Origin of the sequence: Companilactobacillus metriopterae, from assembly GCF_002762335.1 — a bacterium.
Taxonomy (GTDB): Bacteria; Bacillota; Bacilli; order Lactobacillales; family Lactobacillaceae; genus Companilactobacillus; species Companilactobacillus metriopterae.
Genome location: NZ_CP024610.1, coordinates 773,875 through 792,424 on the forward strand (window position 1 = coordinate 773,875; position 18,550 = coordinate 792,424).

An 18,550-nucleotide genomic window follows, 5' to 3' on the forward strand; every position below is an offset into this window, starting at 1 on the left:
ATGAAGTTAATGTATCAAAACATGTTGAGTTTCATGATAGTTATATTAACCACATTGGGTATTATTTTGTACACCGTTACAAGTTATACAACTAATTGGGAATATAACTCTACGTATGAAACATTAGAGAGCTATGCGTACAACATGGAAAAAGTGGCATTAAGTAAGAATCCAGATGATGGTAATATTCAAAATATTACTGATGAAAACATGGATTTTTTGAGACAAGTTTTGGCACAACACTCGGTTCAGTTTGGTGTTTTTGATGAGAACAATAACCAAGTATACCCATCTATGCCATCAAGTGGCTTTACTAATCATCTGAAAAGTAAGTACTGGGAAAAGATGAAAAAAGGACAAACTATCCGTTATATTCAAAATGCAGCAACGTCAGATGGTCGTCCTAAATTAGAAAATGGCAACAATTTGAGTTACGTGTGTGTCCTAGTTCCTTGGTTTGAGGATGGTAAGTTAGTAGCGGTTATTTGGGTAGGATCAAATGTTAGTCAGATTCAATCAAATATTGTTGAAATTAAAAACCGCCTATATCTTGCACTACTTATTTCATTATTAGCTTCTATTATTTTGAGTTTCATTCTTTCAAGATATCAAGTAAATAGAATCAATAAACTTAGTTACGCAACAAGAAAAGTTGCTAATAACGATTTTTCTGTTCATATTGATAGTAAAAATAGAGATGAATTGGATGATTTGGCAAATGATTTCAATAAGATGGTTACCTCACTACGTGAATCAGATGAGGAAATTAATCGCCAAGAGTTAAGACGTAAAGAATTCATGGCTGATGCTTCTCACGAAATGAGAACACCATTAACTACTATAAATGGATTACTTGAAGGATTGGCCTATGATGCTATACCTGAAGAGTCCAAAGCACAAAGTATAGAATTAATGAGAAATGAAACCAATCGTCTAATAAGATTAGTCAATGAAAATCTAGATTATGAAAAAATTAGAACTAATCAAATTTCCTTGTCAAAACAAGAATTTGATGCCAGAGTTCCACTCAGAGACATTGTTTCACAGCTGCAAAAGAAGGCAGAAGATGCCAATGACAAGATTAATTTAGATCTTCCTGAAGAAGAGTTAATGACCTATGCAGACTATGATCGATTTGTTCAAGTTATGTTTAATGTTCTTCAAAACTCTATTCAATTCACTACCAGCGGTTTCATTAATACTACTGGATTTAGGGATGAAGAAAAACATGCTACCATCTTTAAGGTTAGCGATAACGGGATAGGGATGTCCGAAGATCAGGTTAAGAATATCTGGGATAGATACTATAAAGCAGATGTATCACGTAAGAATCGTAAATATGGTGAATCTGGTTTGGGATTATCAATTGTTCATCAATTAGTTCAAAATCATGGCGGTGAGATTAAAGTCGCTAGTGAACTAGGAAAAGGAACAACCATTACAATTACTTTCTATGATGAAGGTCATGAACTGAAAAATTAAGCATACAAAAAGCAACTCTCAATGAGAGTTGCTTTTTTATTTGTTAAGAATATTATCCCAACTATCAATATCAGTTCGATCGCCATTAAGTTCAGGTGCATCTGTTTTATATAGATCAGTTGTGGATTTGTTACCATTTTTAGAGTAGACACTTGTTGATTTATCTCCAAGGTTATCACGTGTGGAAATAAGTCTTTGGATTTGATCATTGTAGACATTCAATGACGGATCAACAGGGGTGAATCCGTTAGGTGTATAGAAACGTAATAAGTTTTTATTTGTTATGTTGTCTGATACATCTAGAAGTGCATCTACCTGTTTTTGCCATTTGGAAATTTTTTCTTTCAAATCGGGATTCAAACTAAGGTCTATTTCTTCGCCGGTATCATTCTTGAATACTTCATGCGAGTCACCTTTTTTAATAACGGTATATTTAGGAGTAACGAAGCTACCTTTTCTAAAGGCAACTATCTGGTTATGATCTTTTGATAACAGATCAGTTCCTAATTGCACGTATCCCTTTGTATTAATACCTGCTAGATGTAATAGGGTAGGAAGAACATCGACTTCACCACCATATGTATGCTTAATTCCACCTTTTAGATCAGGCATGTGGAACATAAGAGGAACTTTCTGACCCTGACTATTGATAAAATCAGCACCATCTTTATCAGAATTTACGTAGCCTAACTGTTTTGCAAAAACAGAGTTATCTGCAGAATTTAAGCCATAATGATCACCATATAGCATGATTATTGAATTATCATAAATACCACTGGCTTTTAAATAATCAAAAAATTCTTTTACAGAACTATCTAAATAATTGGCAGTTCCAAAATATCTGTTTACAGTACTACTTGATGTATTAGGAATAACATCCTGGTCAGTGTTAGCACTGTCTAACTGATAGTCAGTATGATTGGAAACAGTTATAAATTTAGTATAGAAAGGTTGTTGCATTTGTTCTAGGTATTTTGCACTTTCAGCGAAAAGCAATTTGTCTTTTAAGCCATATTGAGTAAGTGAGTTTTTTTCACTAGCATCATAATAGTTTTGTGAGAAGAAGTAATTGTAGCCGAGGTTTGGGTAGACTTTATCACGTCCCCAAAATCCTGGAGTATTACCATGGAAAACTGCACTAGTATATCCCTGCTCTTGAGCAAGGATTGCTGGTGCGGCTTGGAAAGTATTATCTCCACCTAAACGAACAAATAAAGATGAGCCTCCATTTTGTCCAAATGTACTTGTTTCTAGAAGGTTTTCTGCATCGGCAGTTCTACCTTCACCAACTTGGTTATAAAAATTATCAAATGATAGAGTGTTCTTGTCATTATATATACTATTCAAAAATGGTGTTACTTCATGACCGTTAACTTTGGCACCAATTAATTGTTGTTGAAAACTCTCTAGATGAATAATGATGATGTTTTTTTGTTTTGCTACACCAAAGTACTCACTGTTAGGTGCAGCATATCTATCACTAACATAATCTAAAACTTCATCCATATCAGTACCGACAGCCTCTGATCTGGTCTGATTGTTTTGAATGGTTTTAACTGAGTCATATGCAAGGAAAGAATTAAGACCTAAATACTTAACAACATAATTCCTGTCGAAACCTCTACCCAAAAGTTGCGGACGATTCGATTCAGCAAGCGTTAGATTGAAGAATAGAAAAAATATCCCAAATACCAAAACAGCTGAAGCTGTAAGTTTGCGTAGTGGTGCAGGGTTAATTTTAATTATTTTGAAAGCAAACAATCCAAGAATTATTATGAAATCTAAGAATATGATAATATCTGTAGGATGCAACAGTGTATTAACACTACCGCTCAAACCCTTAGCAACCTTGGTAGATCCCGCTATAGTGCTGTAGGAGATAAAGTCATTAAATTGACGATAATACAGAACGTTAGCGTATAAAAAACCAGTTTCTACTATATAAACCAGACCACTAATAATGTAAGAAATCACTGCTCTGTTTATAAATAAGGGCAAACTCAACAGTATAATGGTTGTAGCTATAGGATTGAGTATAAGAATAATGTGTTGCAGTGGATTTTCTATACCTAAAGAAAAATCGGTATAGTACACAAAAACTGTTTTAAACCACATAAACAAGACTAGCAATGCTGTAAAACCTAACCTTGTATTGAAAAATGTATGTATTTTTTTCATAAAAATTCCCTTTTTTTATGTTGTAAGTGCTAATATCAGTTAAAATTAATCTATTATAGATTATATACGGATTTTGATATTTTTGGAAGAAGGGGAGAAAAATGATATTTCTAGGGCCAATATACAATGAAGTGGTCAAATTGTATGCAAATAAGATTAATCACTTCCCGCTGATATCTCTGAGTTTTCATGCTTTTGATAAGGCAATTTTTTATACATTGATTTTCATAGTTTTACGAGTGATCTGGATTCGCAGAAAAAATCTTCATGTAAAACTAGCAAGAGAATTTTGGTTAACCTTCTTCTTGTTCTACATATTACTCCTTTATTTTCTAACGGTATTTAGGGATGGGTATTTTCCTTGGCAGTTCCATTTTGAATGGCACAGATCGTTGTCATATATTAATACCGAACCCTTAATCGAGACGTTTAAATTGTCTCATGGAATATCTAAAGTTGATTTCTATTACAATTTATTTGGCAATATATTGTGGTTTATTCCAATCGGAATATTCCTACCTTATCTATGGAGTAAGAATATGAAGTTTTATCATATTGTTATCTATGGTGCTCTGATATCATTATCAATTGAAACATTGCAATTTTTCTTAGCAACAGGTGTTTCAGATATTGATGATGTAATCACTAATACAATTGGAGCAATTGTTGGATATATTTTGTATAGGGCTGTTCATTCGATAACTAAAAAAGTATAATAAACCATGAATTATTAATTATTGATAATTAATTTATTTTCTAGGGTATGGAGGAGAAACGAAAAATGACACACATTAAATTTGATGATTCTAAGTTAGACAAATTTGTTCATCCAAATGAACTCGCTGAAATGCAAGCAATGGTTAACGCAGCTGATGAACAATTACGTAAAGGTACTGGTGCTGGTAGTGATTTCCGTGGCTTTATCGACTTGCCTGTAAACTATGACAAAGACGAATTTGCTCGTATTAAAGAAGCAGCCAAGAAAATTCAAAATGATTCAGAAGTATTTATTGGAATTGGAATTGGTGGATCATACCTAGGAGCACGTGCAGCTATTGATTTCTTGAGCTCATCATTCTACAACTTGAAGAATGAAAGAAAAGTTCCTGAAGTATATTTTGCAGGTAACTCTATTTCACCTAACTACTTAGCTGATCTTCTAGATCTTATCGGAGACCGTGATTTCAGTATTAATGTAATTTCTAAATCTGGTACAACTACAGAACCATCAATTGCTTTCAGAATTCTAAAAGCAAAACTTGTTGAAAAATACGGTAAAGATGGTGCCAAAGATCGTATCTATGCTACAACTGATCGTGCTAAAGGTGCACTTAAATCAGAATCAGATGCAGAAGGATATCAAGAATTTGTTGTTCCTGATGATATCGGTGGACGTTTCTCAGTTCTTTCAGCTGTAGGATTATTACCCATTGCTGTTGCTGGAATTGATATTGACAAACTTATGGAAGGTGCTGCAGCTGCTCGCACAGACTACGCAGACGCTGACCTTACAAAAAATGAAGCATACAAGTATGCTGCTTTACGTAATATCTTGTACCGCAAAGGATACACAACAGAATTGTTAGAAAACTACGAACCAAATCTACAATACTTTGGTGAATGGTGGAAACAATTGATGGGTGAATCAGAAGGTAAAGACCAAAAAGGTATCTACCCATCATCAGCAAACTTTTCAACAGATCTTCACTCATTAGGTCAATATATCCAAGAAGGTCGTCGTAACTTGATGGAAACAGTAGTTATGATTGACAAACCAAGATTTGATATTGAAATTCCTTCTGAAGCAGAAGATCTTGATGGATTAGGATATCTTGAAGGTAAGACAATGGACTTCGTAAACAAACGTGCTTATGAAGGTGTTGTTTTGGCACATACAGACGGTGGAGTTCCTGTAATGAGTGTTCACATCCCTGAACAAGATACATTTACTTTAGGATACTTGATTTACTTCTTTGAAATCGCCGTTGGTATTTCAGGTTACCTAAATGGTATCAATCCATTCAACCAACCTGGTGTTGAAGCATACAAGAAGAACATGTTTGGTCTTCTTGGTAAACCAGGATTTGAAGAAATTGGAAAAGAATTAAATAAGAGATTGTAATATAAAAAAGCTAACCGCTAGGTTAGCTTTTTTTGTTGTTTGATACAAAGAATCTTGCTCCTTCTGATAGATGCAAATATAGAATAAGTTCCATAGTCTTAGGATTTATACTTCGTAAAAATTTAAGGTAACTTGTTCTTTCTAGTGTTTGGGAAATTACATTCTTCCGCATACTTTCAGATAGGTCTCTAGTTACTTCATCAGGAGTTACTGTAATTAGTTGAGAAGTGTACAAGTAATTTATGAAATCAGTATAAGCTGAATATACATAAGGATTATTGAGATTATTATATAGTAATCTCAACTCTGAAAAGATGTAAGCGGCGAAATATCGAACTACATCTACTGAGTTACTAGATTCTTCTAATTGTTTGAACATTTCGGTTTCAAACTTCATGAGCCATTGAATTTCTTCTCTGGTAAGGAAGTTGTACAAATCTACTTTAAAAGGATGCTCAAACGGAAGCTTACTATCAATTTTTTGACCAATCCAAATTGTATTTGGTAATCGATAAAACATCTGTGTTAAATCATGGTCTATATAGTCATTTCTTACTTCCGAAAAATCTAATCCGGTAATGTCTTTAAATTTTTGAACCGTTTCGGAATTACCACCGATTTGAGTAGCATTAAGGACACGATCCCAGATTTCATTAGTGAACAAGTCAGGTTTAATAAGCCTGATTTGCTTCAGCTGAATAGGAGCAGAATTCAAATTATAAACAGTATCGAATTTATGAGTTATCAACTGAATAGATTGAACAAGATTACCGCCAAGTGAATGTCCTAGTCCATATATTTTGGTTGACGGATCAAGCTTATCACTTAAAAATTCAATAAACTCTAAAGACTGTTTTATTTGTTCAAGACTGTGATCATTACCAGCTAAAATTGAATTTACATTGTATCGCCAATCTAAATAGTTTTCCCAAATAATCTTATCGTATTTGGTTGTAAATGGTTTTTCTGAGTAATCAATATTAGCCCCAGTACCTTTGAATACAACGAATGAATATCTTTGATTGTAGACAATGAAGTTGTAGGCTAAAGCAGATAGTCCAGATTCTTTAGCGCCTTCAATCTCATTTCTTACATCAATAATATTAATATAATCTGGGAAAACTCCAGTAGATTTATAAAAAACAATACGAACATAATCTGATAATGGAATAAAATTTTGAAGATAGATATTGTCTTCATCTAATTGAATCAGACTGTGTCTTAACTGAGAAGACTCCATAGGGGAATCTTTGTAATTACGATTTATTGGAAATACATCAGGTCTGATGCTATATATTATAGAAAGTAACTGGTAAATTAGTGATCTATATGAATGATTGCTAATTTTTTTTATTTGGTTAATTAGGAATAATGAATCTTTATCAGTTGGCAAAGATATATTTAGATTGATTGATCCTAATTTTTTTAAATTCAAAATGATTTCCGCAGCGTTTGCACTTTCACGTGTATTGAAATCTTTATTTTCATTGATACGTAATAGTAAATCATTGAGCAATAGTGTTCTAAACTTAACAATTGATTTCAACTCATTTCTCAACGGAGTGATATCAAAATCAGTTTTCATAATTGTCTTATGTAATTCTAGATCGATTTGATCAATTTGGTCGGTGGTTTTCTCTAATTTGGAAATAATTAGCATTATATTTTCCATAAAATTTCCACCTTTCTTCTTTAGTATCCCCATAATAGAAGCTTTTATTTAAAAAGTCAAAATTATTTCACATTTGTGGCATTTCACACTTGTGTTATATCGCAAATGTGGTATACTATATTTTGTGGAGGATAGAGTTATGAGGATTGACATTAAGTCATATATAAATGACAAAGATTTATCGATTTATGTGATAGCAAAGAAAAGTGGATATGGTTATACCACCTTGCATAAATCCTTTAATAAAACACAGACTTCCGCAACTTCAATTAATTTAAGAGATATAGAAGCTTTAGCTAAAGCACAAGATGTCGAAATGTGGAGAGTGCTCAAAGAGCTAGAGACTAAATACCTCGACTAGGAGGATTTTATTTATGGCAAATTCATTTTGGGACGACGATAGATTTTCAAATAATGACATGGACCAAATTTTTAACAGACTATTAGGACAAATGCCAAATAGCGAAAATGGTTCTCAAACAAAATATTATGTTAATGGTAAGGAATTAACTCCTGAAGAGTTAGCTCAATATCAAGAACAAAGAACAGCTTCAAATATTAAACAACAAGATAAAAAATCAGATTATTTAGATCAATTAGGACGTAACTTAACCAATGAAGCTCGTGAGGGCTTGTTGGATCCTGTTATTGGTCGTGACAAAGAAATTCAAGAAACTGCAGAAATTTTGAGCAGAAGAACAAAGAATAATCCTATTTTAGTGGGTGACGCAGGTGTTGGTAAGACAGCTGTCGTTGAAGGATTAGCACAAGCCATTGTGAAGGGTGATGTTCCCGCAGCAATCAAGGATAAGGAAATAATCTCAGTTGATATATCTTCACTAGAAGCCGGTACTCAATATCGTGGTGCATTCGAAGAAAATATTCAAAAACTTATTTCTGAAGTTCAAAAAGCTGGTAATGTTGTACTATTCTTTGATGAAATTCATCAAATTATTGGTACAGGATCAACAGGTTCAGAAGGTGGCAAAGGCTTAGCTGATATTATTAAACCTGCATTGAGTAGAGGTGAAATTTCAGTTATTGGTGCTACTACTCAAGACGAATATAGAAATACAATTATGAAAGATGCTGCTTTGGCACGTAGATTTAATGACGTGACAATTGAAGAACCTGATAAAGATGCTACATTAGCAATTCTAAAAGGTTTGCGTAAATCATACGAAGATCATCACAATGTTAAATTGTCAGATGATGTTCTAAAAGCAGCCGTTGATTATTCAGTACAATATATTCCTCAAAGAACATTACCAGACAAGGCAATCGATCTAATCGATATGACAGCTGCTCATTTAGCAGCCAAAAATCCTGTAACTGATAAAGTTAGCTTAGAAAAATCTCTTCAAGAAGCTCAAAATCAAAAGGATTTAGCTGCACAAAGAGAAGATTATGAAGCTGCTGCAAACTTGAAAAAAGAAATTGATGAACTAAACAAGAAATTAAATTCTAGTTCAGAATCTGCAGAACCAGCTAAAGCAACTGTAAACGATATTGCTGAATCAGTACAAAGATTGACAGGTATTCCTGTATCTCAAATGGGAGATAGCGATATTGAGAGATTAAAAGATATGAACAAACGTATTAAGAGTAAAGTAATCGGACAAGATGAAGCAGTGGATATGGTTGTTAGAGCTATTCGCCGTAACCGTGCCGGATTTGATGAAGGCAATCGTCCAATCGGAAGTTTCTTATTTGTTGGACCTACTGGTGTTGGTAAAACAGAGCTAGTAAAACAATTGGCTTCTGACATGTTTGGAAATAAGAATGCTGTTATTCGTTTAGACATGAGTGAATATTCTGATCTTACAGCAGTATCAAAATTGATTGGTACAAGTGCTGGTTATGTTGGATACGAGGACAATGGTAATACATTGACAGAACAAGTAAGACGTAATCCATACTCAATTGTGCTACTTGATGAAATTGAAAAAGCTAACCCTCAAGTATTAACATTGCTATTGCAAGTTATGGATGATGGTCGTTTAACAGATGGTCAAGGTAATGTGGTAGATTTCAAAAACACAATTATCATTGCTACATCTAATGCTGGATTTGGAAACAAAGATACAGAAGATGTAGAATTATTCGACAAATTATCACCATTCTTCAGTCCAGAATTCTTGAACAGATTCAATGGTATTGTTGAATTTACACATCTTACAAAAGATGATTTGAAACAAATTGTTGATTTGATGATTGACAATGTTAATGAAAATCTAGCTAAAAAAGATATTACTTTAACTGTTACTGATGAAGCTAAAGAATGGTTGATTGATGAAGGTTACGATGAAGCAATGGGCGCAAGACCATTACGTCGTGTCATTGAACAGCAAATTAGAGATAAAGTAGCAGAGTTTTATCTAGACAACTTGGACGTTAAGAATTTGATTGCTGAGTTAGATGAAGGAACTATCGTTATCAAAGAAAATAAATAAATAATAAAAGACTAGGCATATATGCCTAGTCTTTTTTATTTGCTATACTAAAACACGAACATTATCGCCACATTTAAATATTAATGTTGGCTTTTAACTTGAAATAAATCGTTAAAATATGTAATAATAGATATTGTTAAAAATATTTACGAATTAAGGGGGAAATTGTGGACACACAAGTTCAGAGTAGTTTAATAGAGAGATTATTCCATTTGAATGAAAATGGAACTACAGTAAGAAGAGAAATTCTAGCTGGATTAACAACGTTTGCTTCAATGGCTTATATTTTGTTTGTTAATCCTCAAGTACTGGGAGATTCAGGGATGAACAGTGGGGCAGTATTTACTGCAACTGCATTATCCGCAATACTAGGATCTGTACTTATGGGTATCCTTGCTAACTATCCAATTGCTGTTGCACCTGGTTTGGGAGATAATGCATTTTTCTCATACTCAGTTGTTATCGCCTTAGGAATTCCTTGGCAAGTTGCTATGTCTGGTGTATTCGTTGCCAGTTTATTATTCTTATTGATATCAGTATTCAAGCTTCGAGAGATTGTCATTGATGCTATTCCGCATGATTTGAAGTTAGCAGTCTCTGCTGGTATTGGTATGTTCATTACCTTTGTAGGTTTAAAAGGTGGGGGACTTGTTGTTGCAAATAAAGCTACACTGGTTGAAATGGGATCATTGTCTGTTCCTACCACATGGTTGACTATCTTAGGTCTTTTAGTTACTGCTGTTTTGATGATTAGAAAAGTTCCGGGTTCAATATTTATCGGTATGATTGTAACTACAGTTACAGGATTAGTTACTAAATTAATTCCAATGCCAACACATTTTGTATCAGGAATACCAAGTCTAAAACCTACATTTGCTGAAAGTATCTTCCATCTAGATAAGATGATTGTTGAGCCAAAGATGTGGGCAGTTGTTATTATTTTCTTACTAGTATCGTTCTTTGATACTGCTGGTACACTTATTGGTATTGCTGAACAAGCAGGTTTCATCAAGGATAACAAGATGCCAAGAATTGGACGTGCTATGCTAGCTGATTCTATTTCAATGGTAGGTGGTGCTGTTATGGGTACAACACCTACAGTTGCATATGTTGAATCATCTGCAGGTGTAGCTGTTGGTGGTAGAACAGGGTTAACTGCAATTAGTACAGGATTCTTCTTTGCAGTTGCTATGTTCTTCTCACCAATTCTAACTATGGTTACTTCTAATGTCACAGCTCCGGTACTAATTATTATCGGTATATTGATGTCTCAATCATTGAAATATATCTCTTGGGACAAATTTGAAATTGCATTACCAGCATTCTTAACGATTGTTGCTATGCCATTAACTTATAATATTTCATATGGTATCGCCTTTGGATTCATATTCTATCCATTCACAATGATTGCCGCAGGTCGCCGTAAAGAAGTTAATCTAGTGATGTACTTACTACTTGTGGTATTTGCGATACTTATGTATGTGGTAAATATATTATCTTAATCTTATGACACAATTTATTCACAGTTTTATAGATAATTAGGCTCAAATAACTAATATTTTTTTCAAACATACTTGTTAATATAATCTACATAATCTAATACAAAGATTATTATTAATAAATCGAAAAAAATAGGAGTGCCTCACATGAAAAATATTAAAACAAACAAGGGATTGCCATTTGGCAATCCCTTTCTTTTGTTCTAATTATTTATATCAAGCTCTTTTTCTCTTAAACGTTTTAGTTCAAAGTTCCAAGTACTTACCAGAACTAAGACTGATCCGATCCAAGCTAGTGGGTTAGCCATGGCTGCTCCATAAAATCCGAAGATTCTAACCAAAACTAAACCGGCAAAGACTCTCATAAATAGTTCGGCAATTCCTGCAATAGTAGGAGCTTTCTGATTACCCAAACCTTGTAATGTATATCTTACAATAAATAAAATCGAAAGTATAAAGTAAGATGAACCATTGAAATAGTAGTATATTTGAATTAATTTTAGAACATTATTTTCTGGACCATTCATAAATAGGTGAGAAATATTTTGACCAAATATGATTAATAAGAATCCGATGATAATACTTGAGATGATTGAAATAGTCAGACCATCTCTTACCCCTCTCAAAATACGAGAGTATTTCTTAGCTCCTAAATTTTGAGCTGCAAAGTTAACCAAAGTAATTCCAAAACTCATGGCAGGTAAGGTTGCTATTTGTTCAACTCTACCAGCGACAGTATATGCAGCCACTGCATCAGGTCCCAAAGTGTTGAGAGAAAATTGTAGAATTATTGAACCAATGGCAATTATTGATGCTTGAAATCCCATGGGCATACTTATACGTAAAAGTTCTTTTATTTCTTTCCAGTCAATTTTGAAATCAGACCATTCCAAAATTAAAGCTGGTATGTTTCTTCTTATATAGAAGAACAAAATTACCATGGTGATTCCTTGAGCAGCGACTGTAGCAAAACCAGCACCAGAAACTCCCATATGAAATACTAGTATAAATAGTAGTTCCAAAACTACGTTGAGAATAGTACTTACTATTAAATAGAACAAAGGAACTCTTGTGTTGCCCAATGCTCTCATTGTGTTGGCTAAGAAATCAAACCCAACAAAAGTAAAAGTACCACCAAAGATTACCTCCATAAAAATGAACGAATCATGAATTAAGACATCAGGTGTATTTAATAACTTTAGTAGGGGATAGGCAAAAGACATTGCCAAAATTGTGATAATAATAGAAGTTCCTATCGAGATAAGTAAGCCAGAAGCAAAACTCTTCTTAACTCCTTTTTCATCACCAGAGCCATATCTTTGAGCCGACATTATGGATAATCCACTTGTCATACCTTGTGCAAATCCGATTATTAGAAAAAATATTCCCCCACAGGCTCCAACACTGGCAAGAGCATTGACACTGATTGTTTTTCCGACAATCAAAGTATCAATGAAGCTATAAAATTGCTGAAAAAAGTTTCCAAGTAGCAAAGGAATGGTATAAAGAAAGATCACTTTCATTGGCTTTCCGACCGTTAAATCATTCAACTTTGTTACCTCCTCCTTAAAAATGTAAAAATTATGTCATTTAACGACAAAGATACGCTAAAATAATCGATAATTTAAGTTAATAAGTAAATTTTATAAAAAACATTAGTTTTTCTCTGAAAAATCAGAAAAGATAAAACATAGTGTTTTCAATGGTCTAGACGATTTTATATTTCATAACCATTACCAACATGACAAATCGCGCTTTTTTGTAATTAATTAACATTGTTCGTGTAATATCTAGCTGTTAGTATAATCCCCATAGCAAATGAGTGCTATCAAATTTACTTACATAAAGGATGTTTATATTAAATGAAAAAAACACTACTAACTACTACTATAGTTGCTGCCTTCGGAATTTTTGCAGCATCTACAGCAAATAATGCACAGGCTGCAGTTGCTAACGGTAACGGAACAGTTACTGTAGAAGCAGGAGATACATATAAGAGTATTGCCGCTAACAACAATATGACTATTGCTCAACTAGAACAAACAAACGGAAGAGAAGTTGGTGGGTTCGACTTGATTTTCCCTGGGGAAGTAGTTTATCTACAAAATACTTCATCACAATCAGCTCAAACACAATCTACAACATCAACAACAAACTCTACAGCAACAGTATCTAATGAATCATACACACCACAAGCTACAACTACATCAACAGCTACTTCAGCTGGATCATTCAAGATTAGTTTCTACGATCCTGCTGTTTTAGGATCAAGCATGGGCTACAACGGTGTAGCTGCAAATCTTTCAGTATTCCCAAGAGGAACACAATTAAAGATCACACTTTCAAATGGTACAGTACTATACAGAATAGTTAATGATACAGGATCATTTGCTTACAGCAATCCTTATCAACTAGATGTTGCTATGCCAAGTTCACAAATTCCTGGATATGGTGTTACAACAGCATCTGTTCAAGTTATAGGATAATTATTTAAAAAAGCATGCCTTATAGGCATGCTTTTTTTTATTCCATTCCAATTAATTGAAAGTTGGAAACTTGTTTTAATTCTTTTATTCTTAAAATTAAGGTATCCATAGGGATGTTTAAGTTTTTAATATCCATCGAAACACTGACATTAGCCATGTTATTAATTGGAATATTCTGATTAATAGTCAAAATATTGGCATCAGATTCAGATATGATCTGGAGTACCTCTGCTAATAAGCCACTCTTATGCTCAATCATAAAAGAAATCAGGGCATGACGATCATTCTTGTGCGTGTTTTCGTTTAGAAAAACCAAATCCTTGTATTTATAAAAAGTACCACGGCTAATATCTACAGCTTTCACAGCTTCACTAATGTTTTTTGCTGCTCCAGATTTTAGAAGCTTTTGAGCTTCAGCAACTCTACTTACAGAATCAGATAAAATAGAACTATCTACTATATAATACTTTTCCATGATTTTTCTCCGCCATTTGTTTCTACCATAATATCACGAATTATATTCGGATATTTACGTATTTTTATTATATGTGAATATTTGTTATCCTTTAACCATGAAAGGGGTCTAATATTTTGAAAACATTAATTGTTATTTCCCATCCTGATATAGAAAATTCCAATACACAGCAGTTTTTACTGCAAGGTGCAAAACATCAAAATGTAGATACACTGCATTTAGACAACTACAGCTTTAATAGCCAAGCTAACCAACAAAGTAATCTTGAGAAATATGACAGAATCATATTTCAGTTTCCACTCTATTGGTACAGTGCACCATATAGTTTGAAAAAGTGGATAGATGAGGTTTTTACTAGAGGTTTCGTCTATGGGTCTGAATCTAAACTGATAGGCAAAGAGTTTGGGATTGTTGTCTCAACAGGTATGCCTGAAAAGAATTTTGCTGTTGGTGGTGGAGATGGTTATAGCATTGACCATATAATGACACCTTATTATGCACTTGCAAGAAGAGCAGGCATGCAGATTCTTCCTACTCTCAAAGTATTTCAATTTTATAATATGAGTGAGCGCGAACATATGAGCTTACTTGTAGATTATCAAAGATACATTACTCAAAAATATCCAGATACGTTAGAAAACAAAATAGAATGGTTTATTAATCAATTTGATGAACAAGTTGATGAGTTTGACAACTCTGAACCAGTAAAAAATCTCTTAGAAGATCTGGGTATAGAACTAGACACTCTGAAGTTAACCGTTGAGGATATAAAGAATGGAGGAGACTCTAATGAATAATTTTGAGTGGGTCAAGGAACAATTACAATTATCTGAAGATTCTCAGAGTAGCTATCTATCTAAGTCTTTTGTAGTTAGTCTTGAAAATTTATTCGATGATATCGAAGAGAGAAAGCAACAATACGAATATGAGATAGACGGTAAACTATGGGATCATGGTAGTTGGTAAATATCAACATAATAATTAATCGTTTATGGTAAAAAAAATTTCTATAGTTGATTAAATTCACCATAAATATTTTGTTATAACTATTACATAGGCATTTAGTGTTTTTATCGCAAATGTTTTTAGGGAAATCATTCAAATTTATACCAGTATTTTTGAATTGAGAGGAATTATTATGAGTAGAAAAATTCTAAAGGCTTCTGTTCTAGGCTTAGGTCTACTAGCAGGCGCCGTATCTACAGTTACAGCCAATATTCAAGCTGCAGATATTGATCCAAATAACATCACGGATGTTTATGATACAAAAGCTACCATTGATTTAAGTGCAGGAAACCTTTCTTTGAATTCTGTACCCACAATTGTATTTAATAGTGGAACTGCTGGTCTGGCAAATACGCTAACCGCAAAAACAGCGGGTGACCTTGAAGTTAGTAATCCAGGTAATGAAGCTGGCTGGAGTGTTACTCTAGATGCTTCAGCATTTGTAGATAGTAGTAAAGCAGTATTACTTAAGGGACCAGTATTCCATTTTCCAGCAGGTGTAGTTACTGAAGATAGTGGTGGAGATGTCACAATGCCAACTTCACATGAAGTTACTGATCTTATGGGCATGGGAGCTATTGAAGTACTATCAGCAGGTAGTGGTGAAGGACTAGGTACATTCACTACAAAATATAATTTAGATGATATAACATTAAAAATTTCATCTGGAAACGTTTCCGGCGAATATAAGTCTACCTTAAACTGGACATTAACAGATGCATCATAGTATCATATGTATATAATTCAATTAAGGGAGAATTTATATATGAGAAAAACACTACTAACTACATCAATTCTTAGCGTAGCAGTGCTAGGAAGCATAGTTGCACCTACTGCTGTATTGGCTGATACAGAAGGATCTACAACAGCTACTGCAAGTCTTCAAAGTGGAGATCTTGCACTTGTTTCAGTACCAGATTTTAAATTCACTGAAGGTACTGCTGGTATTGCAGGAAGCGTAAAAGCTAGCGAAATATCTAACCCAATCAAGGTATCTAATCCAGGTAACATCGAAGGTTGGACTCTTACAGTAAACGGTACACCATTTATTAATGATTTAGACAAAACTACTGAGATTAAGGGTGGAGTATTTAATCTATTGGCTGGTACAGTTGCAGCAACATCAGAAAATGGCGTTACACAGGCACCTTCAGCAGCTGACGTTGCAAATATGTCTGATAAGACATCACATACTATCCTTTCTGCTACTGCAAGCAATGGTATTGGTGAATATACTGATACATTTACAAATGATCATGCTACTTTGACATATCCAGCTGGTAATACTGCTGGATCATACACATCAACATTAACATGGACACTTGTTAATGGTGTTACAGCTTAATTAAGGGAGAATACACTATGAAAAAAACACTTATTTTTGGTGCAGCCACTGCACTTGCTTTAACAACAATGGCACCTACAGTTGCATCAGCAGCTGTAACAGGTAGCCCCAAAACATCTGAAGCTGATGTTACTCTAGACGAGGGTAATCTTGACCTTACTAAGGTTCCTAGCTTCACATTTGGTACAATCAATGCCGGTGTTGCTTCAGACTTGAAAGCAGCTCCAAAAGAGGACCAACAACTAACAGTTACTAATGCCGGTGTTATGACTGGATGGAATGTTACAGTTAGTGCTACAGCCTTCACTGATGGTACTAATACTTTGACACTTAAAGGTGCAGCATTGTCTCTAGAAGCTGGTACACCTACATCTGACAGTACAGATGGCGTTCCCACTGCCAAAGCTGTTGCAATCAATGACAAAGAAAACTCTGTTTTCTCAGCTGCAGCTGGACAAGGTCTTGGTGAATGGGTAAATAAGCTTGGTGATGGTCAAGCAAGATTGGTTATTCCTTCAGGATCACAACCAGGAAGCTACAAGTCAACACTTACATGGACATTGACTGACGCTCCTGCATAATCTATCATTTATAAAGTAACTTAAGAAATCAATTCTATGATAGAATTGGTTTTTTATTTTATATAGAAAAGTTAAAATCAATTCAAAATAACAAAAAAAATTATAATAAAACTGAAAAAACGCTAAAATATCTAGTGCTATAATCTAGTAGAAGGCGATATAGGTTTCTATATTTCATGTTTTTTCGGTTGAGGAGAATATTTATGAAACGAAAGTCTTTAGTATTAGGGATACTTGCTTTATTTTTAGGTTTAGGGACAATATTTGGAATCCAAACAGCTAAAGCTGAAGAAGTTTCTTACAACGTATCTGCAGAGAAGGCAGATAATCAGATCAATCCAGATGTAACTTACTTCGATCTTTTAGTTGATAAGGGTTCTAGTCAAGAATTGACTATTTATATTCAAAATCAAAGCTCATCAGCAAAGAAATATAAAGTTTCTGTGAATAGAGCATTGACTAACCGTAATGGTGTTATTGATTATGCTAGTCATGGGACTAAGTTAGATTCATCTACAAAGTTTGATATTGAAAAAATGGTACCAAAACCACAAACAGTAACAGTAGAAGCTAACTCTACAAAACAAGTTAAGTTACAATTAAACACTCCAAATGAAGATTTTGATGGTGTAATTTTGGGTGGTATTAGAGTGGAACAAGAAAACCAAAATAATACTGCTAAGAAATCAAATTCTAAACAAGGCGCAACAATTGTTAACAAATTTGCTTATGTTATTGGTTTGCAAATCAGACAAAATCAAAACGAAGTAGCACCTGATTTGAAGATGAATAAAGTAGGAGCACAACAGTTCAATTATTCAAATTATATTACTGCCAACTTGCAAAATATAAAACCAACTGTTGTTCACAAATTAGAAGTTAATGCCAGAATTACAGAAAAAGGCAAGAATGCTACAGTGCTGAAAGCCAAGAAGTCTAACATGTCTATGGCACCTAACTCTAATTTTGATTTTCCTATCAGTACCAATGGTAAAGCTGTCAAGGCTGGTAATTATACTATCTATGTTAATGCTCAGTCTAGTGATGGTCAGTACAAGTGGTCATTCAAGAAAGACTTCGTAATATCAAATGCAGATGCTAACAAGCTTAATAACTCTGCTGTAGATGTTAAGAAGGGCGTTAACTGGTTCTTGATTATACTTATTGTATTCTTATTAATTATCGCAGGTCTCCTAATATACCTATACTTCAACCAACGAAATAAGAAACACACTCGCAAATAATGATTCAC

At 33.8% G+C, this 18,550-nt stretch carries 17 protein-coding genes; 13 read left to right on the top strand and 4 right to left on the bottom strand.

The genetic code is table 11. The features are described from left to right. The gene (locus CS873_RS03785; RefSeq protein WP_099974544.1) at window positions 1–1,482 is read left to right on the top strand and encodes an ATP-binding protein; all 1,482 of its coding nucleotides are present in this window, start codon (window positions 1–3) and stop codon (window positions 1,480–1,482) included. A 36-nt stretch (window positions 1,483–1,518) separates the two neighbouring features. Here CS873_RS03785 and CS873_RS03790 read toward each other — a convergent pair whose 3' ends face one another. Next, on the bottom strand, window positions 1,519–3,660 hold the full coding sequence (locus tag CS873_RS03790) for an LTA synthase family protein (RefSeq protein ID WP_099974545.1): 2,142 nt from the start codon (window positions 3,658–3,660) through the stop codon (window positions 1,519–1,521). Window positions 3,661–3,761: 101 nt separating this feature from the next. Here CS873_RS03790 and CS873_RS03795 point away from each other — a divergent pair, with 101 nt between their 5' ends. Both CS873_RS03795 and CS873_RS03800 read left to right on the top strand, forming a co-directional pair. Beyond that, entirely contained in the window at window positions 3,762–4,376 is a 615-nt protein-coding gene (locus CS873_RS03795) for a VanZ family protein (RefSeq protein ID WP_099974546.1), read from the top strand. 65 nt (window positions 4,377–4,441) lie between these two features. Next, a complete protein-coding gene (locus CS873_RS03800) occupies window positions 4,442–5,782 on the top strand; it encodes a glucose-6-phosphate isomerase (RefSeq protein WP_099974547.1) in 1,341 nt (446 codons plus the stop codon). A 22-nt stretch (window positions 5,783–5,804) separates the two neighbouring features. On the opposite strand, the gene CS873_RS03805 is transcribed toward CS873_RS03800, so the two are convergent. Further along, window positions 5,805–7,454 carry a DUF6792 domain-containing protein gene (locus tag CS873_RS03805; RefSeq protein WP_099974548.1) on the bottom strand — a complete coding sequence of 550 codons (1,650 nt, stop codon included), beginning with the start codon at window positions 7,452–7,454 and terminating at the stop codon, window positions 5,805–5,807. 139 nt (window positions 7,455–7,593) lie between these two features. On the opposite strand from CS873_RS03805, the gene CS873_RS03810 reads away from it, so the two are divergent. From CS873_RS03810 to CS873_RS03820, 3 genes are all read left to right on the top strand, one after another. Next, complete coding sequence (locus tag CS873_RS03810; RefSeq protein ID WP_099974549.1) at window positions 7,594–7,815, top strand: transcriptional regulator; 222 nt, start codon at window positions 7,594–7,596, stop codon at window positions 7,813–7,815. Between the two features lie 13 nt (window positions 7,816–7,828). Next, window positions 7,829–9,907 (top strand): AAA family ATPase, encoded by a 2,079-nt coding sequence (locus CS873_RS03815; RefSeq protein ID WP_099974550.1) that lies wholly within the window; start codon window positions 7,829–7,831, stop codon window positions 9,905–9,907. 167 nt (window positions 9,908–10,074) lie between these two features. Then, window positions 10,075–11,409: an NCS2 family permease gene (locus tag CS873_RS03820; protein ID WP_099974551.1), complete on the top strand. Its 1,335-nt coding sequence runs from the start codon at window positions 10,075–10,077 to the stop codon at window positions 11,407–11,409. Window positions 11,410–11,609: 200 nt separating this feature from the next. On the opposite strand, the gene CS873_RS03825 is transcribed toward CS873_RS03820, so the two are convergent. Further along, window positions 11,610–12,956: an MATE family efflux transporter gene (locus tag CS873_RS03825; protein ID WP_099974552.1), complete on the bottom strand. Its 1,347-nt coding sequence runs from the start codon at window positions 12,954–12,956 to the stop codon at window positions 11,610–11,612. A gap of 312 nt (window positions 12,957–13,268) precedes the next feature. Here CS873_RS03825 and CS873_RS03830 point away from each other — a divergent pair, with 312 nt between their 5' ends. Beyond that, window positions 13,269–13,892 carry a LysM peptidoglycan-binding domain-containing protein gene (locus CS873_RS03830; protein WP_099974553.1) on the top strand — a complete coding sequence of 208 codons (624 nt, stop codon included), beginning with the start codon at window positions 13,269–13,271 and terminating at the stop codon, window positions 13,890–13,892. 37 nt (window positions 13,893–13,929) lie between these two features. Here CS873_RS03830 and CS873_RS03835 read toward each other — a convergent pair whose 3' ends face one another. Beyond that, window positions 13,930–14,367, bottom strand: a complete 438-nt coding sequence (locus CS873_RS03835; protein ID WP_099974554.1) for an ACT domain-containing protein — start codon at window positions 14,365–14,367, stop codon at window positions 13,930–13,932. Between the two features lie 116 nt (window positions 14,368–14,483). On the opposite strand from CS873_RS03835, the gene CS873_RS03840 reads away from it, so the two are divergent. The 6 genes from CS873_RS03840 (at window position 14,484) to CS873_RS03860 (ending at window position 18,542) form a co-directional block, all read left to right on the top strand. Then, entirely contained in the window at window positions 14,484–15,164 is a 681-nt protein-coding gene (locus CS873_RS03840; protein ID WP_099974555.1) for an NAD(P)H-dependent oxidoreductase, read from the top strand. Further along, window positions 15,157–15,333: a hypothetical protein gene (locus CS873_RS08115; RefSeq protein ID WP_169922446.1), complete on the top strand. Its 177-nt coding sequence runs from the start codon at window positions 15,157–15,159 to the stop codon at window positions 15,331–15,333. The genes CS873_RS03840 and CS873_RS08115 overlap by 8 nt, the downstream gene beginning before the upstream one ends. A gap of 172 nt (window positions 15,334–15,505) precedes the next feature. Then, complete coding sequence (locus CS873_RS03845; protein ID WP_099974556.1) at window positions 15,506–16,099, top strand: WxL domain-containing protein; 594 nt, start codon at window positions 15,506–15,508, stop codon at window positions 16,097–16,099. A gap of 39 nt (window positions 16,100–16,138) precedes the next feature. Continuing rightward, window positions 16,139–16,717 carry a WxL domain-containing protein gene (locus CS873_RS03850; RefSeq protein ID WP_169922447.1) on the top strand — a complete coding sequence of 193 codons (579 nt, stop codon included), beginning with the start codon at window positions 16,139–16,141 and terminating at the stop codon, window positions 16,715–16,717. A 17-nt stretch (window positions 16,718–16,734) separates the two neighbouring features. Beyond that, complete coding sequence (locus tag CS873_RS03855) at window positions 16,735–17,298, top strand: WxL domain-containing protein (RefSeq protein WP_099974558.1); 564 nt, start codon at window positions 16,735–16,737, stop codon at window positions 17,296–17,298. Window positions 17,299–17,501: 203 nt separating this feature from the next. Next, complete coding sequence (locus CS873_RS03860; RefSeq protein WP_169922448.1) at window positions 17,502–18,542, top strand: WxLIP family cell surface protein; 1,041 nt, start codon at window positions 17,502–17,504, stop codon at window positions 18,540–18,542. Window positions 18,543–18,550 lie beyond the last annotated feature (8 nt).